Below are 18,973 nucleotides of genomic sequence, written 5' to 3'. Positions count from 1 at the left end.
TCCCCCAGCCCCCGCGGGTGCGCGCGCCTCCCCCCCCAGCCACCCCCCCTCCCCCCCCCCCCCCCCCGGGGTCAGCTCGCGTCCGCCGCCGGGGCCTGGGCCGGGACCGCCGCGCCGAGCAGTGCCGGCGAGGCGTAGCGGGACCAGGAGAGGCAGCCGTCGGGCGGGCAGAACTCGGGGCGGCGCGGGTCGTGCCCGAGCTCGCGCAGCTTGGTACGGACGGAGTCCGGCGTACGGCCGAAGCGGGCGGCGATCCTGGCGACGGTGTCGCCGTCGTGGAACCGCCGGACCAGCTCCTCCTCGTGCTGCGGCACCCAGGGGGCGCCGTGGCCGGGGTACAGCTCGCGCAGCACGTCGCGGTCGGGGATGGGCTCGGAGACATCGGCGACGATCGCCAGCGCCCGGAGCGCGCGGTTGAGCGCGATCCGCAGCGAGGCGACGTCCTCGACCGGCAGGCGGAGCTTGCCCGAGGCGAGCGGCGCCGCGGCCGCTCCCTCACGCCAGCCGGTCAGGGTGAGGGTGACCTCGCGGTCGTCGTCGCTGGCGAGTTCGATCCGGAAGACCTTGTCGCCCAGCGGGAGCTCGTTGAGATGACGGAATGCCATGGCAGGACCCCCAAGTGTCGTGCCAGGTACGCACCTTGGAGGTGCGTCCTGAACAACTACATTCTCTCGCGGGGGTCTGACAATCGGGCTCGGCGGAGCGCCGCCCGGCCCCTGCCCGGACGGTCAGCCCTTCTCCATGTAGGCGGCGCGGTCCGCGTCGAGCAGGCTCTCCAGCGCGGTGCGCAGGTCCGCGTGGGCGGCCAGCTCCCGGTCCTCGGCGACCAGCCGGCTGGCCTCGGCCCGGGCGGTCACGATGACCTCCTCGTCCTCCAGCACCGAGAGCACCTTCAGCGAGGACTTCACCCCGGACTGCGCCTGGCCCAGCACATCGCCCTCACGGCGCTGTTCGAGGTCGATCCGGGACAGCTCGAAGCCGTCCAGCGTGCCGGCCACCGCGTCCAGCCGGGCCCGTGCGGGGCTGGCCGCCGGCATATCGCTGACCAGCAGGCAGAGGCCGGCCGCGCTGCCGCGCCCGACCCGGCCGCGCAGCTGGTGCAGCTGGGAGACGCCGAAGCGGTCGGCGTCCATGATCACCATCGCGGTGGAGTTCGGGACGTTCACCCCGACCTCGATCACCGTGGTGGCCACCAGGACGTCCACCTCGCCGGCCGCGAACCGGCGCATCACCTCGTCCTTGGCGTCGGGCGCCAGGCGGCCGTGCAAGATCTCCACCCGCAGCCCGGCCAGCGGGCCCTTCACCAGCATCTCCGCGGTCTCCACCACGGAGAGCGGGGGCCGCCGTTCGTCGCTCCCGGCGCCCACGTCCTCCAGGTCGTCCTCGGTGACGGAGCCCTGGCGCTTCTTCTTCGCCGCCTTCGGGTCGGCGGGGTCCTCGTCCCCGATCCGGGGGCAGACCACGTACGCCTGGTGGCCCTTGGCCACCTCCTCGCGGACCCGTTCCCAGGCCCGGGCCAGGAAGTTGGGCTTCTCCACGGCCGGGACGACATGGGTGGAGATCGGCGAGCGGCCGGCCGGCAACTGGTCCAGCACGGACGTCTCCAAGTCCCCGAAGACGGTCATCGCGACGGTGCGCGGGATCGGGGTGGCCGTCATCACCAGCAGGTGCGGCGGCTGCTCGCCCTTGGCGCGCAGCGCGTCCCGCTGCTCGACTCCGAACCGGTGCTGCTCGTCCACCACGACCAGGCCGAGGTCCAGGAACTGCACCTTGTCCTCGATCAGCGCGTGGGTGCCGATCGCGATGCCGGCATCCCCGCAGGCCATGTCCAGCAGCGCCTGGCGCCGGGCCGGGACGCCCATCGATCCGGTCAGCAGCACCACCCGGGTACCGAGGTCCGAGCCGCCGAGCATGCCGCCCTCGGCCAGGTCCCCCAGCATCTCGACGATCGAGCGGTGGTGCTGCTGGGCCAGCACCTCGGTGGGTGCCAGCAGCACGGCCTGGCCGCCCGCGTCCACCACGGCGAGCATGGCGCGCAGCGCGACGAGCGTCTTGCCGGAGCCGACCTCGCCCTGGAGCAGCCGGTGCATCGGGTGCTCGCTCGCCAGGTCGGCGGCGATCTCGGCGGAGACCTTCTCCTGGCCCTCGGTGAGGGTGAACGGGAGCCGGGCGTCGAAGGCGTCCAGCAGGCCGCCCTCGCGGGCCCGGCGCGGCTTGGCGGGCAGGGCGGAGTCGGCGGCCCGGCGCTGGGCGAGCGCGACCTGGAGGACGAACGCCTCGTCCCAGCGCAGCCGGCTCTGGGCGCGCTCGCGGTCGGCCTGGCTGCGCGGGCGGTGGATCAGCTCCAGCGCCTCGGGCAGCGGGATCAGCTCGTGCCGCTCGCGCAGCTCGGCCGGCAGCGGCTCGCCGACGTCGCCGAGGTGCTTGGTGAGGGCCGTCTCGATGCAGATGGACAGCTTCCAGCTGGGCATCTGGGCGCTGGCGCCGTAGACCGGGATGAGCCGGCCGGCGAACTGCTTCGCGGCATCCGACCCCGCCTCCTCGTCGAGGAGTTGGTAGTCCGGCGAGACCAGCTGGCGGCTGCGGTTGAAGACCCCGACCTTGCCGGCGAACAGGCCCTGGGCACCGGCCTTGAGCTCCTTCTGCCGCCAGCCCTGGTTGAAGAAGACCAGCGAGAGCCGGCTGCGGCCGTCGGTGACGACCACCTCCAGGCGGTCGCCCTTGCGGCCGCGGAACGGGATCAGGGTGACCTTCTCGATCCGGGCCAGCACGGTGACGTGCTCGTCGATCTCCAGCTCGTCCAGGCTGGTGAGCTGGCCGCGTTCGACGTAGCGGCGCGGATAGTGGTGCAGCAGGTCCCCGACCGTGCGCAGCTTGAGGCTGTCGGCGAGCACCTTGGCGGTCCGGTCGCCGACGAGCTTGGTCAGTGGTTCATCGAGAGCGCCCATCAGGCCCTTGTTTACACCACCGGACCGACAATCCGGGCACGGCCCAGCCGGGCTACTCCACGCCGATGAGCACCGTCGCGGACCCCTGCCCGCCGTGGAAGACCACCGCGTCGACCTCGGGCCGCCGGTGCCGGGCATGCGCGACCAGCTGCTCGGCGAGGCCCTGCGGGGCGCCCTCGCCGAGGATCAGGGTGACCAGTTCGCCGCCCGCGCCGAGCATCCGGTCCAGCACCATCGTCCCGACCTCGGCCGGCCCGGTGCCGATCACCACGACGTCCCCGTCGATCAGCCCGAGCACGTCCCCGGCCTGGCAGACCCCGGCCATCGTCCAGGACTCCCCCTCGGCGACGGCGAGTTCGGCGTACCGGGTGGCACCGGCCGCGGAGGTCATGGCGACCACGTCCTCGTCGAAGCGCCGGCCGGCCTCGTGCACGGCGAGCGCGGCCAGGCCCTGCACCGGCGAGCGGGTGGGCAGCACGGCGATCCGTACGCCCTCCTCGCGCAGCTGGTCGGCGGCGGCACCGGCGGCGGCCCGCAGTTCGGGGTCGTTGAGCAGCAGCACGACCTCGCGGGCGCCGGCCCGGCGGACGGCGGCGGCCAGTTCGGCGCTGGCCGGCGGGCGGTCCGGGTCGGCGTGCAGGACGACAGCGCCGGCCTGCTCGCAGAGTTCGGCCAGGCCCGTGCCGGAGACCACCGAGAGCACCGCACGGGTGCGCTCCTCGCGCTCGCCCCGGTCGTCGGCGGTGCCGGAGCGGGCGGCGGCCTCGGCGAAGTGGGTGATCCGGATCTGGTGCGGCCGCCCGGCCTCGACCCCGGCCTCGACGGCGGCGCCCGCGTCGTCCACGTGCACGTGGACGTTCCAGAGGCCGTCGCCGCCGCCGACCACCAGCGAGTCGCCGAGCCCCGCGAGCCGCTCGCGCAGCGCGGGCAGTGCCGTGTCGGGGGCGTCCAGCAGGTAGATCACCTCGAAGGCGGGGTGGCCGGGGCCGGGCGGCCGGACGTGGCTGTTGCAGCTCTCCGCGATCCGGACGTCCCCGCGCAGCGCGACCGGGCCCATCGGCTGGTGCCCGGCGACGGCGTCGGCGAGCGCGCCGAGGACGGCGACCAGGCCGCGCCCGCCGGCGTCCACCACCCCGGCCTCGGCCAGGACGGGGAGCTGCTCGGGGGTGTGCCGCAGGGCGTCCCGGGCGGCCCGGTAGGCGGTGTCGGCGACCTGGGCGAGGCCGTCCCCGGCCCGGACGGCCTCCCGGGCGGCAACCCGGGCGACGGTCAGCAGTGTCCCCTCGACCGGCTCGGCGACGGCCTGGTAGGCGGAGTCGGCGGCCCGCTGGAGGGCGGCCCGCAGCTGGTCGGCGCCGCCGCCCTCGGCCAGCGTCTCGGCGGTGCCGCGCAGCCACTGGGCGAGGATCACCCCGGAGTTGCCGCGCGCGCCGATCAGCGCGCCGCGGGCCATCGCGCGGGCGGTCTCGGCGAGGCCGGGCGCCGGCCCGGCGGCGGGGTCGGTGAAGCGGCTCTCCACGGCGGCGGCGGCCGACTCCACGGTCAGGTACAGGTTGGTGCCGGTGTCGCCGTCCGGGACGGGGTAGACGTTGAGTGCGTCGATCTCCTCGCGGGCCTGGCCGAGCGCGCGCAGGGCCAGCTGGCACCAACTGCGCACGGCCGGGGCGTCGAGCGTGTGCAGCACCAGGTCTCCTCCGGATGGGACGCCGTGATGGCCTGAGAGTGAACGGCGAGGGGTGATACCGGCAGGTTATCGGGGGCCGGGGGCGGGTGCCGGGGGCAGCGGGCGCAGCGATCACCTGCGCGGTCGTGGTAGTTTCGTTGAACGGAAGCAAGCGTTGTATGCTCTTCCGGTTGCCTGGAACAGTCCAGGCTCACCCCCTTGGTCCGGTCTGGTTCACGTGAGTGCTCCGGTGGGTCGGCGGGGTTTCGAACGTAAATGATCTGAAGTCTTGGAGTGACTCCTGTGGCTGCCAACTGCGACGTCTGCGGCAAGGGGCCGGGCTTCGGCAACAGCATCTCCCACTCTCACCGCCGTACCCCCCGTCGTTGGAACCCCAACATCCAGACGGTGCGCGCTGTGATTGGGCGGACGCCGAAGCGGCTCAACGTCTGCACCTCGTGCATCAAGGCCGGTAAGGTCTCGCGCTGACGCGCAGACCGGTACGCCGGTCCTCCAGTCAGCCGGTTCATCCTCGGATGGACCGGCTTTCTGTATTCCGGTGCATGTGCTGACACCTCGGTTGATGGGCGGGCCCTCGGGCCCGCCCATCGGTCGTTTCCAGAGCGGTTCCGGCGCCGCCGGTCTCAGCGCCAGCGCCAGGCGTGGTCGACCGGGCCGATGCCGGCGCCCAGCGCGAAGCCTCCGGCGATCGCGCCGGTGATGTACTCCTTGGCCGAGGCCACCGCCTCCGGCAGCGGCTCGCCCTTGGCCAGCCCGGCGGCGATCGAGCTGGCCAGCGTGCAGCCGGTGCCGTGGGTGTGCCGGTTGTCGTAGCGCGGCGCGCGGTACCAGTACTCCTCCCCGGCCCCGCCGTAGAGCAGGTCGGCGGCCTCGCCCTCCAGGTGCCCGCCCTTGACCAGCACCCAGCGCGGCCCTAGGTCGAGCAGCGCCTTGGCCGCGTCCAGCATCTGGCCCTCGCGCTCGACGGTGCGGCCGGTGAGCTGCGTCACCTCGTGCAGGTTGGGCGTGGCGAGGGTGGCGACCGGCAGCAGCTTCTCCCGGACGGTGGCGACGGCCTCGGCGGCCAGCAGCGCGTCGCCGTGCTTGGAGACGCCGACCGGGTCGACCACCACCGGGGCGTCCACCCCGGCCAGCAGTTCGGAGACGGTCTCGACCAGCTCGATCGAGGCGAGCATGCCGGTCTTCACGGCCTGTACGCCGATGTCGTCCACCACACTGCGGAACTGGGCCCGGACGGCCTCGGCCGGGAGCTCCCAGTAGCCCTGGACGCCGAGCGAGTTCTGCGCGGTGACGGCGGTGATCACGCTCATGCCGTGGACGCCGAGGGCGAGCATCGCCTTCAGGTCGGCCTGGATGCCGGCGCCGCCGCCGGAGTCGGAGCCGGCGACGGTGAGAACACGGGGAGGGGCTGCGGAGGGGCCGCGCGAAGCACGACCACCGGGGGCGGGGGTGGGCGACGGGAGGGACATGAGGTCAACCTACCTCCGCCCGGTCAGAGCACGGCTTCCGATTCCGCCCAGCGGTCCGCCGGCACCGTCTTGAGCCGGGTGACCGCCTCGGCGACCGGCACCAGCACGATGTCGTTGCCGCGCAACGCGGTGAAGTGGCCGAACGCGCCCTTGTGGACGGCCTCCACCGCGTGCCAGCCGAACCGGGAGGCGAGCACCCGGTCGCGGGCGGTGGGGGTGCCGCCGCGCTGGGTGTGACCGAGGATGACCGGCCGGGCCTCCTTGCCGAGCAGGTTCTCCAGCTCGTGGGCGAGCCGGTTGCCGATCCCGCCGAAGGTCTGGTGGCCGAACTGGTCGACGTCGCCGTGGTCGAAGCGCATGGTGCCGGGCAGCGGGGCGGCGCCCTCGGCGACGGCGATGATGGCGAACTTCTTGCCGCGGGAGAAGCGGTCCTCGACCATCCGGGCCACCGCCTCGATGTCGAACGGCTTCTCCGGGATCAGGATGCCGTGGGCACCGCCCGCCATACCGGCGGTGAGGGTGATCCAGCCGGTGTGCCGGCCCATCAACTCCACCACCATCACCCGCTGGTGCGATTCGGCGGTGGTCTTCAGCCGGTCGATCGCGTCGGTCGCGACGTGCACCGCGGTGTCGAATCCGAAGGTGACGTCGGTGGCGTCGATGTCGTTGTCGATGGTCTTCGGGACCCCGACCACCGGCAGCCCGGCGTCGCTGAACATCTTGGCCGCGGTGAGCGTGCCCTCGCCGCCGATCGCGATCAGCGCGTCGATGCCGATGGTCCGGGCGAGGGCCTGCGCGTTGTCCACCGCCCAGGCGATCCGCTCGCGCTGGACCCGGGCCGATCCGAGGATGGTGCCGCCGAGGGTCAGCAGGCCGGTGACGTCGTCGTGCGAGATCGGCCGGGTGCGGCCCTCGATCAGACCGAGGAAGCCGTCCTCGATGCCGATGATCTCGTCGCCGTGCACGTCCGTGCCCCGGTGCACCACGGAGCGGATCACAGCGTTGAGGCCGGGGCAGTCGCCGCCGCTGGTCAGGACACCGATGCGCATGGTGGCTGTGCTCTCCCGCTCCGCAGTGGTTCAGACCACCCGCGCCGGACAGGCGGGCGGGCTGGGTTCGGCGCAAGCCTACGCGGTCCCCCCGCCACGACCCGTGCTCCGCTCGCCGGAGCGCCGCGCGCCGTCCGTCCGCCGCGTGCGCCGGCCGCCCGTGCGCCGGCACCCGTACGCCGACCGCCCGACGGGCCGGTCACTCGGCGAAGTGGTCCCAGCCGCCGACCCGGTCCCAGGCCGCGCCGTCCACCGTCACCCGGCCGCCGCGGGCCGCCCGGGCGCGGGCCGTCACCTCGCCCACCACCCGCCAGCGGGCCGGGAGTTGGACCCCGCGAGGGAAGGTGGCCACGATCGCGTGGTCCTCGCCGCCGGAGAGCACCCAGACCAGCGGGTCCACCCCGACCGCCTGGCCGATGTCGGCCATCTGGGCCGGGACGTCGAAGTCGGCGGCGCGCAGGTCGATGTCCACGCCGCTGGCCCGGGCGACGTGCCCGAGGTCGGCCACCAACCCGTCGCTCACGTCGACCATCGCGGTGGCGCCCAACTCGGAGGCGGCCGGGCCCGCGTGGTACGGCGGCTCGGGCCGGCGGTGCGCCTCGACGAAGGCGCGCGGCGAACGGAAGCCGCGCTGGAGCACGGTCAGTCCGGCGGCGGACCAGCCGAGCCAGCCGGTGACCGCGACCACGTCGCCCACCTGGGCCCCGGCGCGCGTCACCGGCGCGCGCCCCTGAAGGTCCCCGAGCGCCGTGATGGCCAGCGTGATCACATCGCCGCGCACCACATCGCCGCCGACCACCGTCGCGCCGGCCACCTGGCACTCGTCGCGCAGCCCGTCCATCAGCTCGGTGGCCCAGGTGGTGGGCAGATCGGCGGGGGCGACCAGGCCGAGGAGTATCGCGGTCGGCACCGCGCCCATCGCGGCCACGTCGGCGAGGTTCTGGGCGGCGGCCTTGCGGCCCACGTCGTAGGCGGTCGACCAGTCCCGGCGGAAGTGCCGGTTCTCGATCAGCACGTCCGTGGTGGCCACCACCCGGCCGTCCGGCGCCTTCACCACGGCGGCGTCGTCGCCCGGGCCGAGGTCGACCGCGTCGGTGAGCGGTACCCGGGCGGTCAGCTCCCTGATGAGGCCGAACTCGCCGAGCTCGCCCACGGTCCCCTGCATCTGCCGTCCTCTCGCGTTTCCATCAGAACTCGTTGTCCGCTGCACCCCCGCGCGCAGCGTACGCCCTCCGGGGGCGCAGAGGTCTCCCCTCCCCGGCCCGCTGCGCGGTAGCGTGGTGATCACGCTGCCGGTGAGCCCGCTTCCCACCCCGACGCCTGACCGGGCGATCACGGCGGCCGTCCGCGTACCCAGCCGCCGGGAGGTCCTTCCGTGGTACAGGCATACATCCTGATCCAGACCGAGGTCGGCAAGGCCACCTCCGTGGCCGAGGCCATCTCCAAGATCCCTGGCGTCCTCCAGGCCGAGGACGTCACCGGCCCCTACGACGTGATCGTGCGGGCCGAGGCCGAGACCGTGGACGACCTCGGCCGCCTGGTCGTGGCCAAGGTCCAGCAGGTCGAGGGCATCACCCGCACCCTCACCTGTCCGGTGGTCCACCTGTAGGCCCGGCTACCATCGGCGGGTGGCCCGAGAACTCCGCGTCCCCCGTTTTCTGGCGGCACTGCCAGCCCCGGTGCGGTGGCTGGCACTGCCGCTTGCGCTGACCTGCACCGTGGTGGTGCTGCTCGGCAGTTGGAGCGCGCCCTCGAAGATCGAGGTGCCGGAGCCGACGGGCAAGGCGGCCGGGTACTGCCAGGCGCTGGCCGCCGCGCTGCCGCAGGAGCTGCTCGGCCGTGCTCGCAAGGACCCGTCGCCGGCCTCCCCGTACGTGGCCGCCTGGGCCAGCTCGCCGCGCACCGTGCTGCGCTGCGGCGTGGACCGCCCGGAGGCGCTGAACGGCCCCGCCGCGGCGGACTGGTCCCCCACCATCAACGACCTGACCTGGTGGCCGCAGAAGCTGGACGACGGCGGCTACCGGTACACCTCGGTGATGCGCAAGGCCTACGTCGAGATCACCGTCCCCGGCGGCGCGTTCACCAACCCGCTGGACCCGGTCTCCGCCCTCTCCGACCTGGTGAAGGCCAACATCCCGTAGCGGGAGCAGGAGAGCGGGACCGACAGCACCACCGCGCGAAGGGCGGGCCGGGAAGCTCCCGGCCCGCCCTTCGTCCGTCCGTGCGCGCGGTTACCGCAGGCCGGTCGAGCGGCGCAGCGCCGCCTGGAGCAGCCGGTCGATCAGCTCCGGGTACGACAGCCCGGTGGCTTCCCACATCTTCGGGTAGGCCGAGATCGGGGTGAACCCGGGCATGGTGTTGATCTCGTTGATCATCCAGCTGCCGTCGTCCAGCAGGAAGAAGTCGACCCGGGCGAGGCCCTCGCAACCGAGCGCCTCGAACGCCGCGACCGCCTGGCGGCGGATCTCGGCGGTCTCCGCCTCGGTGAGCTCCGCGGGGACGCGGACCTCGGAGGAGTCGATGTACTTGGCCTCGAAGTCGTAGAACTCGTAGTCGCCGCCGACCAGCACCTCGGCCGGCACACTGGCCCGCGGGCCGTCCTCGAACTCCAGCACCCCGCACTCGATCTCGCGGCCGGAGACGCCGGCCTCAAGAATCAGCTTGGGGTCGTGGCGGCGGGCCTCCTCGATCGCGGCGTCGAGCTCGGCGAGGTCCTTGACCTTGGTGATTCCCATGCTGGAACCGGCCCGGCACGGCTTGACGAACAGCGGCAGGCCCAGCCCGGCGGCCCGCTCGCGGACGGCGGCCCGGCCGGCCTCGGTCTCCCACTCGCGCGGGCGGACGATGGCGTACCGGCCGACGCCCAGGCCGTGCGAGGCCAGGATCCGCTTGGTGAACTCCTTGTCCATGCCGACCGCGCTGGAGAGCACGCCGTTGCCGACGTACGGCACGCCGGAGAGCTCCAGCAGCCCCTGCAGGGTGCCGTCCTCGCCCCAGGGGCCGTGCAGCAGCGGGAAGACCACGTCGACCTCGCCGAGCACCTTGGGGGCGGCTCCGGGCTCGCTCCAGACGACCTCGCGGCTGCCCGGGCTGACGGGCAGCGCGACCTGGCCCTCGACGGCCTCGGCGACCTGGGCGACGTCGGGCAGCCGGCCGTCGGTGATGGCCATCCGGGCGGGCTCGTCGCTGACCAGCGCCCAACGGCCCTCGTGGGTGATGCCGATCGGCAGCACGTCGTACTTCTCGCGGTCGATCGCCCTCAGCACGCTGCCCGCGGTGGAGACCGAGATGGCGTGCTCGGAGCTGCGGCCACCGAAGACGATCGCTACGCGCGGCTTCGCGGACGGGTTCTGGGAGGTCTGTTCGATGCTCATATCGCGTTTGAGAGTACCGTGCGGGGTGTTTCCGGAAAGTCAGCCACCCTGGACGGACCGGCTCAGTGCCGTTCCGCCTTGGCCGAACGGGACATCAGGGCCTGCAACGCCTCCTGGGTGGGGCGCCCGTTGTGCACCACGTCCACCACGGCCTCGACGATCGGCATGTCGACGCCGCTGCGCCGGGCCAGGTCGAGCACCGACTCGCAGGACTTGACGCCCTCGGCGGTCTGCCGGGTGGCCGCGATGGTCTCGGCCAGCGACATTCCGCGGCCCAGGTTGGTGCCGAAGGTGTTGTTGCGCGACAGCGGCGAGGAGCAGGTCGCCACCAGGTCACCCATCCCGGCGAGCCCGGCGAAGGTGTGCGGGTCGGCGCCGAGGGCCGTCCCCAGCCGGGTGGTCTCGGCCAGCCCGCGGGTGATCAGGGTCGCCTTGGTGTTGTCGCCGAGCCCCATGCCGTTGGCCATGCCGACCGCCAGGCCGATCACGTTCTTCACCGCGCCGCCCAGCTCGCAGCCGATCACGTCTGTGTTGGTGTAGGGGCGGAAGTACGGGGTGTGGCAGGCGGCCTGGAGGCGCTTGGCGACGGCCTCGTCGGTGCAGGCCACCACGCTCGCGGCGGGCTGCCGGTTGGCGATCTCCCGGGCCAGGTTGGGGCCGCTGACCACCGCGACCCGCTCCGGCCCGACCTTGGTGACCTCTTCGATGACCTCGCTCATCCGCTTGGCGGTGCCGAGTTCGATGCCCTTCATCAGACTGACCAGCACGGTCTGCGGCTCGATCAGCGGCGCCCAGGCCGCGAGGTTGTCGCGCAGCGTCTGCGAGGGCACCACCAGCACCGCGAAGTCGGCGCCGGCCAGCGCCTCGGCGGCGTCGGTGGTGGCCCGGACCGAGCCCGGCAGCTGCACGCCCGGCAGGTAGTCCGGGTTGGTGTGGGTGGCGTTGATGGCGTCGGCCAGCTCCTGGCGGCGGCCCCAGAGCGCCACCTCGCAGCCGGCGTCGGCCAGCACCATCGCGAACGCGGTCCCCCAGGAACCCGTTCCGAACACGGCGCATCGGGTCACTTGCCGGCCTCCTCGGTACCGTTGCCGCGCTTGCCGGCGGCCCGCGGCCGCTCGGCCGCGGCCGTCGTGGCCCGCTCCCGGGCCGCCGTCCGCATGTCGTAGCGCTCGGCCGGCGGCTCCTCGCCGCGGATTCCGGCCAGCACGTCGGTGATCGCCTGCATGATGTCCTCGGTGGCGTCCCGGAGCACCTGCGAGGTGAGCTCCTGGCCCTCGTACCTGCTCAGGTCCACGGCCGGTCCGGCCGCCACCGTCACCTTGTGCCGCGGGAACAGGTTGAATCTGCCCTTGCCGGAGGCGCCTCTGCCGTACGGCGGGATGATCTCCTGGGCGCCCCAGTGCGCCACCGGGATGACCGGCGCGCCGGTCATCAGCGCGACCCGGGCCACCCCGCTCTTGCCGGTCATCGGCCAGAGGCCCGGGTCCCGGGTGAGCGTGCCCTCCGGGTAGAACTGCACGCACTGGCCGTCGTTCACCGCGTCGATCGCGGCCCGGAACGCCTGCGCGGCGTCGGTCGACTCCCGGAACACCGGGATCTGACCGGTCTTGCGGAGCATGAAGCCGATGAACGGCACCGAGAACAGCGAGGACTTCCCGAGGATCCGCGGCGGGCGCCCGCTGTTGTACTGCCAGTGCGCGTAGATCACCGGGTCGATGATCGAGTTGTGGTTGACCGCGGCGATGAAGCCACCCTCCTCGGGAAGGTGCTCCCAGCCCCGCCAGTCGGGCTTCACCAGCGCGGTCGTCACCGGCTTCACCAGCACGGCCGCGAAGCGGTACCAGATGCCGTAGTCGGCGTTGCCGAAGCTGGCATACGAGCGGCGGGCCACCCCAGGTCCTCCTCATCCGGTGCGGCACGTGGGGTGCCGCAGTCTCTCGCCATCCACGGCCCCCGTGTTCGGGGGCCCGGAGCGCGGAACAGTCTCGCCCGACCGCGAACCGGCTGTCGAGCAACCCCGCCAGCACGTCGGGGCGGGCGTGACCAAACGCACGTCCGCACAGCTCGGACGGCCTGGCGAGGGTTCCGGGACCGGCGTCACAATGACGCCGATGACCCAGGACACCGTACGCCCCAGCGGGCCCGTCGCGCCCGCCGCACCCACCGCCGGCTGGTCGCTGGTGCTGCCGCTCAAGCCACTCGCCCTGGCGAAGACCCGGCTGGCCCCGTTCGCCGGTGAGCACCGCCCGGACCTGGCACTCTCCTTCGCCCTGGACACCGTCGGCGCCGCGCTGGCCACACCCGGCGTGGCCCGGGTCCTGGTGGTCACCCGGGACTCGGCAGCCGCGAGGCGGCTGGCCGCGCTCGGCGCCGTCGTGGTCGGCGACGAGCCGGGCGGCGGCCTCAACCACGCACTGGCGCACGGCGCGGCGGCCGCGCTGGCGATCGCGCCGCGCGCCCCGCTGGCCGCGCTCTCGGCCGACCTGCCGGCGCTGCGCCCGGCCGAACTGGCCCGGGTGCTGGCCGCGGTGCCGCCGGTCGGCCGGGCCTTCCTGGCCGACGCCCCGGGGCTGGGCACCACCCTGCTCGCCTGCGCCCCCGGCAGCCCGCTCTCCCCCGCCTTCGGCGACGGCTCACGGGCCCGGCACGCGGCCGGCGGCGCCCGCGAACTGCGGCTGGCCGGCGTGGAGTCGGTGCGCCGGGACGTCGACACCGGTGCCGACCTCGGCGAGGCGCTGGCGCTCGGCGTCGGCCCGCACACCGGCGCCCTGTCGGCCCGGCTCGGCTACGCCCCGAGCCCGCCCACCGGGCGCGGCTGAGACGCCGCCCGGGTCTGTCGGTGGCCCTCGCTATGCTGCTTCCATGCAGGCCACCGCGTTCACCTTCGACCCCGCCACCCGGGCCGGCTCCGTGCTGCTCGACGACGGGACTCCGGTGCCGTTCGACGCCGCCGCCTTCGACGCGGGCGGCCTGCGGCTGCTCCGCCCCGGCCAGCGGGTGCGGATCCGCACCGAGGGCGCCGGCGAGGCCCGCCGGGTCGTCTTCGTGACGCTGCAGACCTTCCCGGACCCGGCCGAGGGCTGACACCCCGCCCCACCGGCCCGTCCCTGCCCGAAAGCCGAAGAGCCGTGGCGGCCCGCCCGCCCGGGGCCCCGGGTGGAGGTGCGCCACGGCTCTGGAAGGCCGTCCGTCGACTACTTCGCGGTGGTCTTGCGCGCGGTGGTCTTGCGGGTGGCGGTCTTCTTCGCCGGAGCCGTCTTCTTGGCCGTGGCGGTCGCCTTCTTGGCGGTGGCCGTGGTCTTCTTGGCGGCGGCGGTGGTGGCCGTCTTCTTCGCGGCGGCCGCGGTCTTCTTGGTGGCGGTCGCGGTGGTCTTCTTCGCCGCGGCCGTGGTGGTCTTCTTGGTGGCGGTCGCCTTCTTGGCGGCGGCGGCCGTGGTCTTCTTGGCGGCGGCGGTGGTCGCCGTCTTCTTCGCGGCGGCCTTCTTGGTCGCGGCCGGGGTCGCGGCTGCGGCGGCGGCACGCTTGGTGGCGGCGCGCTTGGCGGCCGGGGTCGCGGCGACACCGCTCTTGCCCGGGGTGAGGGAGCCCTTGGGGGCCTTCTTCACCGAGGGGCCTTCCTTCGGCAGCTTCTTGCTGCCGCTGACCAGGTCCTTGAAGCCCTGGCCGGGACGGAAGCGGGGCACCGAGGTCTTCTTGACCTTGACCTTCTCGCCGGTCTGCGGGTTGCGGGCGAAGCGCGCGGAGCGCTCCACCTTCTCAAAGGTGCCAAAACCGGTGACCGACACCCGGTCACCGGCCACAACGGCGCGGACCATGGTGTCGAGCACTGCGTCGACGGCCTCTGCGGCAGCCTTGCGACCGCCCAGCTGCTCGGCCACCGCTTCGACAAGCTGAGCCTTGTTCACGTCTTCCCCTTCGGAAACGGGCGCCGGATGATTCCATCCGTTCATTTCGCACGTTAGGTATGTATCTGCGGACTTTCAATTACCAAACGCGCGAATCACCCTAGTGTCGCAATGGATTTGCGCATCGGCGACCTCAGACGACGGGCGGGCGCCCCTCGTCGAGGTCCTGCACAAAGCGACTCAACCGCCTTGCCGCCTCCGGAAGATCGCGCTTGGCGGTCTCCGTGACGATGAGGAGTTGTCGGGTGAGAGCGGTCTTTGCATCGGCAGACACGTTCAGCGCATGCACGCGGGCGTGAGCTTGCTTCAACCGCTCGGCCACAAGCGCGTAGAGCGCTGCGACTTCCGGGTCGTCCGGCCCCTCAGCAGGTGAGGTGGCGGCGTCCGGCCGATCGTCAATTCGGCGTTCGGATCCCCGGCCCGTGGACTCCGGTGACGCGGGTTCGCCGCCCGCGTACGGAGGTTCATGGTGCCGGTGCATGTACTGATTGTGCCATCTACGCGCAGTTGTGCTTGCCCGGGGCCCTCTGCGGCATTGCCAAATCGGCAATCGGGGGCCGCGCCGGGCGGCGAACTCCGGCCCCGGAACGGCGGATGGCCCGCCCCCCCGAGGGGGGACGGGCCATCCGGCGGAACGTCAGAATGCTTGTTCCCAAGCGGTTCTCAGGATCTCGGCGCGATCTCAGGCAACCGGCAGAGTACGCGGCTTGAACGCCGGCCGGGTGGCCTCGAAGGCCGCGATGTCGCCCTCGTTCTGAAGGGTGATGCTGATGTCGTCCAGGCCGTTCAGCAGCCGCCAACGCACATTGTCGTCCAGTTCGAAGGGGGCCGTGACGCCCTCGGCGCGTACCTCGCGAGCCTCCAGGTCGACCGTGATCTCGGCGGTCGGGTCGGCCTCGGTGAGTGCCCAGAGCCGCTCCACGGTCTCCTGCGGCAGGACGACGGTGAGCAGGCCGTTCTTCAGCGAGTTGCCGCGGAAGATGTCGGCGAACCGGGACGAGATCACGGCGTGGAAACCGTAGTTCTGCAGCGCCCAGACCGCATGCTCACGGGAGGAACCGGTGCCGAACTCGGGGCCGGCCACCAGGACGGTGGCTCCCTGCCGCTCCGGCTGGTTGAGGATGAACGACTCGTCCTTGCGCCAGGCCTCGAACAGCCCGTCCTCGAAACCGGAACGGGTGACCTTCTTCAGCCAGTGGGCCGGGATGATCTGGTCGGTGTCGACGTTGCTGCGGCGCAGCGGGACGGCCCGGCCGGTGTGGGTGGTGAACTTCTCCATGCTGCTCAGGCCTCCACAGCGACGTTGGACGAGAGATCGGCGGGCGCGGCCAGCCGGCCCAGGACGGCGGTGGCGGCGGCGACCTGCGGGGAGACCAGGTGGGTGCGGCCACCCTTGCCCTGGCGGCCCTCGAAGTTGCGGTTCGAGGTGGAGGCGCAGCGCTCGCCGGGGGCCAGCTGGTCGGGGTTCATGCCCAGGCACATCGAGCAGCCCGCGTGGCGCCACTCGGCGCCGGCGGCGGTGAACACCTTGTCCAGGCCCTCCTCGACGGCCTGCAGGGCGACCCGCACCGAGCCGGGGACGACCAGCATCCGCACGCCCTCGGCGACGGTGCGGCCGTCCAGGATGGCCGCGGCGGCCCGCAGGTCCTCGATCCGGCCGTTGGTGCAGGAGCCGACGAAGACGGCGTCGACCTTGACCTCGCGCAGCGGGGTGCCGGCCTCCAGGCCCATGTACTTCAGGGCGTTCTCGGCGGCGGTCCGCTCCTGCGGGTCGGCGAAGGAGGCCGGGTCCGGCACGTCGGCGCCGAGCGGGGCGCCCTGGCCCGGGTTGGTTCCCCAGGTGACAAACGGGGTCAGCCGGGCCGCGTCGATGAAGATCTCGTGGTCGAAGACCGCGTCCTCGTCGGTGCCCAGGGTCTTCCAGTACTCGACCGCGGCGTCCCAGTCCTCGCCCTTCGGGGCGTGCGGGCGGCCCTCCAGGTAGTCGAAGGTGGTCTGGTCCGGGGCGATCATGCCAGCCCGGGCACCCGCCTCGATGGACATGTTGCAGATGGTCATCCGGGCCTCCATGGAGAGGCTGCGGATGGCCGAGCCGCGGTACTCCAGGACGTAGCCCTGGCCGCCGCCGGTGCCGATCTTGGTGATGATCGCCAGGATGAGGTCCTTGGCGGTCACGCCCTCGGGCAGCTCGCCCTCGACGGTGATCGCCATGGTCTTGAACGGAGCCAGCGGCAGCGTCTGGGTGGCCAGCACGTGCTCCACCTGGCTGGTGCCGATGCCGAACGCCAGCGCGCCGAACGCGCCGTGGGTGGAGGTGTGGGAGTCGCCGCAGACCACGGTGGTGCCGGGCTGGGTCAGGCCCAGCTGCGGGCCGACCACGTGCACGACACCCTGCTCGACGTCGCCGAGCGAGTGGATCCGGACGCCGAACTCGGCGGCGTTGCGGCGCAGCGTCTCCAGCTGCACCCGCGACACGGGGTCCGCGATGGGCTTGTCGATGTCCAGGGTGGGGGTGTTGTGGTCCTCGGTGGCGATCGTCAGATCGGTCCGGCGGACCTTGCGCCCGGCCAGCCGGAGGCCGTCGAAGGCCTGCGGGCTGGTCACCTCGTGGAGCAGGTGCAGGTCGATGAAGAGCAGGTCGGGCTCGCCCTCCGCGCGCCGCACGACGTGGTCGTCCCAGACCTTCTCTGCGAGTGTCCGTCCCATCGGATTCCCTCCAGCCGGCCGCGTTGCCGGCCTTCTCGTGTCGTCGAGGTCAGTGCTTTCGCCGCCCTGTGAGGCTCGCGTCGCGCGACCTGCACTCCGGATCGGTGTCCACGATGCGGACGGCCTGTTGGGGCCGCATCCTGGATGTCTCCCGGGCTGCTGCCTCCAGGGTGGCCCTTTTCGCGGAAGATTGAACTTGCGTCTCGCGGAATGAGACTGCAGTCTTAGGGCATGGACAACTCTAGCGGCGTCGGCGTTCTCGACAAGGCCGCTCTGGTGCTCAGCGCACTGGAGTCGGGCCCCGCCACGTTGGCGGGGCTGGTCGCCGCCACCGGTCTGGCGCGGCCCACGGCCCACAGACTCGCCGTCGCACTCGAACACCACCGACTGGTCACCAGGGACATGCAGGGCCGGTTCATCCTCGGCCCCCGTCTCTCCGAACTCTCCGCCGCGGCGGGCGAGGACCGGCTGCTCGCCACCGCGGGCCCGGTCCTGACCCACCTGCGCGACGTCACCGGCGAGAGCGCACAGCTCTACCGCCGCCAGGGCGAGATGCGGATCTGCGTAGCCGCCGCCGAGCGGCTCTCCGGCCTGCGGGACACCGTCCCGGTCGGCAGCACCCTGCCGATGAAGGCCGGCTCGGCCGCCCAGGTCCTGCTGGCCTGGGAGGAGCCCGAGCGCCTCCACCGCGGCCTCCAGGGCGCCCGCTTCACCGCCACCGCACTGAGCGGCGTCCGCCGCCGCGGCTGGGCCCAGTCGATCGGCGAACGCGAACCGGGCGTGGCGTCCGTCTCCGCGCCGGTGCGCGGCCCCTCCAACCGCGTGGTGGCCGCCGTCTCCGTCTCCGGCCCGATCGAGCGCCTGACCCGCCACCCGGGCCGGCTGCACGCCCAGGCCATCATCGAGGCCGCCAACCGTCTCACCGAGGCCCTGCGCCGCGGCTGACCACTTCCCCGCCGACACCGAAAAAGGGCCCCGCGCACCGGAGTGCGCGGGGCCCTTTTTCGGCAATGTCCCCGGGAAATGCAAAAAAGCCCCGGAGGACCGGGGCTTCGTTTATCCATCTGGCTGGGGTACCAGGACTCGAACCTAGACTAAATGAACCAGAATCACTCGTGCTGCCAATTACACCATACCCCAACAAAGCAATCGGCCGATGGGCGCGCCTTCGAGGAGGACACAGCCACCGGCTTCGTGCTCTGGTACCCCCGACCGGATTCGAACCGGCGCTACTGCCGTGAGAGGGCAGCGTGCTAGGCCGCTACACAACGGGGGCTTCCTGGCGATCCCTTGCGGGATCAGTACCCCCGACCGGATTCGAACCGGCGCTACTGCCGTGAGAGGGCAGCGTGCTAGGCCGCTACACAACGGGGGCTTTCCAGGTGATCCCTTGCGGGATCAGTACCCCCGACCGGATTCGAACCGGCGCTACTGCCGTGAGAGGGCAGCGTGCTAGGCCGCTACACAACGGGGGCTTGATCTTCATTTGTACTGCTGGGTACTGCTTGTACTGCGCTGGGGTACCAGGACTCGAACCTAGACTAAATGAACCAGAATCACTCGTGCTGCCAATTACACCATACCCCACCAGAGTTGAACCCTTGCGGGCCCTTCTCAGGCGTTGCGCCTCTCGTTCGGAACCGGCGGGGGTTTCGCTCCCTCGTCCGTTCCCTCCCGGGCGGCGCAGAAAGAACATTACCCGACGTCTGCCCCGGCTCCAAAATCGATAACCCCAGGCAGCGGCCGGGGGGGGGGGGGGGGGGGGGGGGGGGGGGGGGGGGGGGGGGGGGGGGGGGGGGGGGGGGGGGGGGGGGGGGGGGGGGGGGGGGGGGGGGGGG

19 protein-coding genes and 5 tRNA genes are annotated in these 18,973 nt (G+C 72.7%); 6 read left to right on the top strand and 18 right to left on the bottom strand.

Features of this window, described 5'->3' with window-relative positions:
• Nucleotides 1-71: 71 nt before the first annotated feature.
• The 3 genes from ACZ6NC_RS40610 to ACZ6NC_RS40600 all read right to left on the bottom strand — a co-directional run bounded on the left by ACZ6NC_RS40610 (nt 72) and on the right by ACZ6NC_RS40600 (nt 4,632).
• Nucleotides 72-605, bottom strand: a complete 534-nt coding sequence (locus ACZ6NC_RS40610) for a hypothetical protein (RefSeq protein ID WP_465738922.1) — start codon at nt 603-605, stop codon at nt 72-74.
• A 123-nt stretch (nt 606-728) separates the two neighbouring features.
• A complete protein-coding gene (recG, locus tag ACZ6NC_RS40605; RefSeq protein ID WP_465738921.1) occupies nt 729-2,948 on the bottom strand; it encodes an ATP-dependent DNA helicase RecG in 2,220 nt (739 codons plus the stop codon).
• A gap of 52 nt (nt 2,949-3,000) precedes the next feature.
• Nucleotides 3,001-4,632, bottom strand: a complete 1,632-nt coding sequence (locus ACZ6NC_RS40600) for a DAK2 domain-containing protein (protein ID WP_465738920.1) — start codon at nt 4,630-4,632, stop codon at nt 3,001-3,003.
• Between the two features lie 282 nt (nt 4,633-4,914).
• Here ACZ6NC_RS40600 and rpmB point away from each other — a divergent pair, with 282 nt between their 5' ends.
• On the top strand, nt 4,915-5,100 hold the full coding sequence (gene rpmB, locus ACZ6NC_RS40595; protein ID WP_014138233.1) for a 50S ribosomal protein L28: 186 nt from the start codon (nt 4,915-4,917) through the stop codon (nt 5,098-5,100).
• A 155-nt stretch (nt 5,101-5,255) separates the two neighbouring features.
• Here the strand turns inward: rpmB and thiD are convergent, their stop codons facing one another.
• The 3 genes from thiD to ACZ6NC_RS40580 form a co-directional block, all read right to left on the bottom strand.
• Nucleotides 5,256-6,101, bottom strand: a complete 846-nt coding sequence (gene thiD / locus ACZ6NC_RS40590) for a bifunctional hydroxymethylpyrimidine kinase/phosphomethylpyrimidine kinase (RefSeq protein WP_465738919.1) — start codon at nt 6,099-6,101, stop codon at nt 5,256-5,258.
• A 23-nt stretch (nt 6,102-6,124) separates the two neighbouring features.
• A complete protein-coding gene (locus ACZ6NC_RS40585) occupies nt 6,125-7,150 on the bottom strand; it encodes a 6-phosphofructokinase (protein ID WP_465738918.1) in 1,026 nt (341 codons plus the stop codon).
• Between the two features lie 199 nt (nt 7,151-7,349).
• Nucleotides 7,350-8,315, bottom strand: a complete 966-nt coding sequence (locus ACZ6NC_RS40580; protein WP_465552153.1) for a thiamine-phosphate kinase — start codon at nt 8,313-8,315, stop codon at nt 7,350-7,352.
• 210 nt (nt 8,316-8,525) lie between these two features.
• Here ACZ6NC_RS40580 and ACZ6NC_RS40575 point away from each other — a divergent pair, with 210 nt between their 5' ends.
• Nucleotides 8,526-8,759 (top strand): Lrp/AsnC family transcriptional regulator, encoded by a 234-nt coding sequence (locus tag ACZ6NC_RS40575; protein ID WP_465738917.1) that lies wholly within the window; start codon nt 8,526-8,528, stop codon nt 8,757-8,759.
• A gap of 19 nt (nt 8,760-8,778) precedes the next feature.
• A complete protein-coding gene (locus ACZ6NC_RS40570) occupies nt 8,779-9,291 on the top strand; it encodes a DUF3515 domain-containing protein (protein ID WP_465738916.1) in 513 nt (170 codons plus the stop codon).
• Nucleotides 9,292-9,381: 90 nt separating this feature from the next.
• Here the strand turns inward: ACZ6NC_RS40570 and ACZ6NC_RS40565 are convergent, their stop codons facing one another.
• The 3 genes from ACZ6NC_RS40565 to ACZ6NC_RS40555 all read right to left on the bottom strand — a co-directional run bounded on the left by ACZ6NC_RS40565 (nt 9,382) and on the right by ACZ6NC_RS40555 (nt 12,415).
• The gene (locus ACZ6NC_RS40565) at nt 9,382-10,524 is read right to left on the bottom strand and encodes a D-alanine--D-alanine ligase family protein (RefSeq protein ID WP_465738915.1); all 1,143 of its coding nucleotides are present in this window, start codon (nt 10,522-10,524) and stop codon (nt 9,382-9,384) included.
• Between the two features lie 62 nt (nt 10,525-10,586).
• The gene (locus ACZ6NC_RS40560) at nt 10,587-11,588 is read right to left on the bottom strand and encodes an NAD(P)H-dependent glycerol-3-phosphate dehydrogenase (protein WP_465738914.1); all 1,002 of its coding nucleotides are present in this window, start codon (nt 11,586-11,588) and stop codon (nt 10,587-10,589) included.
• Nucleotides 11,585-12,415 carry a lysophospholipid acyltransferase family protein gene (locus tag ACZ6NC_RS40555; RefSeq protein ID WP_465738913.1) on the bottom strand — a complete coding sequence of 277 codons (831 nt, stop codon included), beginning with the start codon at nt 12,413-12,415 and terminating at the stop codon, nt 11,585-11,587. Before ACZ6NC_RS40555 ends, ACZ6NC_RS40560 begins: the two co-directional genes overlap by 4 nt.
• Before the next feature lie 220 nt (nt 12,416-12,635).
• On the opposite strand from ACZ6NC_RS40555, the gene cofC reads away from it, so the two are divergent.
• Together cofC and ACZ6NC_RS40545 are read left to right on the top strand one after the other, a co-directional pair.
• A complete protein-coding gene (cofC, locus tag ACZ6NC_RS40550) occupies nt 12,636-13,343 on the top strand; it encodes a 2-phospho-L-lactate guanylyltransferase (RefSeq protein ID WP_465738912.1) in 708 nt (235 codons plus the stop codon).
• Between the two features lie 43 nt (nt 13,344-13,386).
• The gene (locus ACZ6NC_RS40545) at nt 13,387-13,608 is read left to right on the top strand and encodes a hypothetical protein (RefSeq protein ID WP_189923473.1); all 222 of its coding nucleotides are present in this window, start codon (nt 13,387-13,389) and stop codon (nt 13,606-13,608) included.
• A gap of 110 nt (nt 13,609-13,718) precedes the next feature.
• On the opposite strand, the gene ACZ6NC_RS40540 is transcribed toward ACZ6NC_RS40545, so the two are convergent.
• The 4 genes from ACZ6NC_RS40540 to leuC all read right to left on the bottom strand — a co-directional run bounded on the left by ACZ6NC_RS40540 (nt 13,719) and on the right by leuC (nt 17,135).
• The gene (locus ACZ6NC_RS40540) at nt 13,719-14,429 is read right to left on the bottom strand and encodes an HU family DNA-binding protein (protein WP_465738911.1); all 711 of its coding nucleotides are present in this window, start codon (nt 14,427-14,429) and stop codon (nt 13,719-13,721) included.
• A gap of 133 nt (nt 14,430-14,562) precedes the next feature.
• Nucleotides 14,563-14,910 (bottom strand): SCO5555 family protein, encoded by a 348-nt coding sequence (locus tag ACZ6NC_RS40535; protein WP_465738910.1) that lies wholly within the window; start codon nt 14,908-14,910, stop codon nt 14,563-14,565.
• A gap of 201 nt (nt 14,911-15,111) precedes the next feature.
• Complete coding sequence (leuD, locus tag ACZ6NC_RS40530; RefSeq protein WP_465738909.1) at nt 15,112-15,708, bottom strand: 3-isopropylmalate dehydratase small subunit; 597 nt, start codon at nt 15,706-15,708, stop codon at nt 15,112-15,114.
• Nucleotides 15,709-15,713: 5 nt separating this feature from the next.
• Nucleotides 15,714-17,135 carry a 3-isopropylmalate dehydratase large subunit gene (leuC, locus tag ACZ6NC_RS40525; protein WP_465738908.1) on the bottom strand — a complete coding sequence of 474 codons (1,422 nt, stop codon included), beginning with the start codon at nt 17,133-17,135 and terminating at the stop codon, nt 15,714-15,716.
• A 231-nt stretch (nt 17,136-17,366) separates the two neighbouring features.
• On the opposite strand from leuC, the gene ndgR reads away from it, so the two are divergent.
• Nucleotides 17,367-18,080: an IclR family transcriptional regulator NdgR gene (gene ndgR / locus ACZ6NC_RS40520; protein WP_148642806.1), complete on the top strand. Its 714-nt coding sequence runs from the start codon at nt 17,367-17,369 to the stop codon at nt 18,078-18,080.
• Nucleotides 18,081-18,200: 120 nt separating this feature from the next.
• Here ndgR and ACZ6NC_RS40515 read toward each other — a convergent pair.
• From ACZ6NC_RS40515 to ACZ6NC_RS40495, 5 genes are all read right to left on the bottom strand, one after another.
• Nucleotides 18,201-18,275: transfer RNA gene (locus ACZ6NC_RS40515), tRNA-Gln, on the bottom strand.
• Between the two features lie 60 nt (nt 18,276-18,335).
• Nucleotides 18,336-18,411: transfer RNA gene (locus tag ACZ6NC_RS40510), tRNA-Glu, on the bottom strand.
• A gap of 26 nt (nt 18,412-18,437) precedes the next feature.
• Nucleotides 18,438-18,510 (bottom strand) — tRNA-Glu (locus tag ACZ6NC_RS40505).
• A 27-nt stretch (nt 18,511-18,537) separates the two neighbouring features.
• Nucleotides 18,538-18,610: transfer RNA gene (locus tag ACZ6NC_RS40500), tRNA-Glu, on the bottom strand.
• Between the two features lie 40 nt (nt 18,611-18,650).
• A tRNA-Gln gene (locus tag ACZ6NC_RS40495) sits at nt 18,651-18,722 on the bottom strand.
• Nucleotides 18,723-18,973: the final 251 nt, after the last annotated feature.

The sequence above is a fragment of the Kitasatospora sp. NPDC041988 genome, assembly GCF_055588525.1.
The sequence above is the reverse complement of the archived record's forward strand: the minus strand, read 5'-3'. Positions and strand labels throughout refer to the sequence as shown.

Coding starts and splice junctions, on each gene's coding strand:
- ACZ6NC_RS40610 (WP_465738922.1), bottom strand. CDS start 605: ATGGCATTCCGTCATCTCAACGAGCTCCCGCTGGGCGACAAGGTCTTC.
- recG (WP_465738921.1), bottom strand. CDS start 2,948: ATGGGCGCTCTCGATGAACCACTGACCAAGCTCGTCGGCGACCGGACC.
- thiD (WP_465738919.1), bottom strand. CDS start 6,101: ATGTCCCTCCCGTCGCCCACCCCCGCCCCCGGTGGTCGTGCTTCGCGC.
- ACZ6NC_RS40585 (WP_465738918.1), bottom strand. CDS start 7,150: ATGCGCATCGGTGTCCTGACCAGCGGCGGCGACTGCCCCGGCCTCAAC.
- ACZ6NC_RS40580 (WP_465552153.1), bottom strand. CDS start 8,315: ATGCAGGGGACCGTGGGCGAGCTCGGCGAGTTCGGCCTCATCAGGGAG.
- ACZ6NC_RS40565 (WP_465738915.1), bottom strand. CDS start 10,524: ATGAGCATCGAACAGACCTCCCAGAACCCGTCCGCGAAGCCGCGCGTA.
- cofC (WP_465738912.1), top strand. CDS start 12,636: ATGACCCAGGACACCGTACGCCCCAGCGGGCCCGTCGCGCCCGCCGCA.
- ACZ6NC_RS40545 (WP_189923473.1), top strand. CDS start 13,387: ATGCAGGCCACCGCGTTCACCTTCGACCCCGCCACCCGGGCCGGCTCC.
- ACZ6NC_RS40535 (WP_465738910.1), bottom strand. CDS start 14,910: ATGCACCGGCACCATGAACCTCCGTACGCGGGCGGCGAACCCGCGTCA.
- leuD (WP_465738909.1), bottom strand. CDS start 15,708: ATGGAGAAGTTCACCACCCACACCGGCCGGGCCGTCCCGCTGCGCCGC.
- leuC (WP_465738908.1), bottom strand. CDS start 17,135: ATGGGACGGACACTCGCAGAGAAGGTCTGGGACGACCACGTCGTGCGG.
- ndgR (WP_148642806.1), top strand. CDS start 17,367: ATGGACAACTCTAGCGGCGTCGGCGTTCTCGACAAGGCCGCTCTGGTG.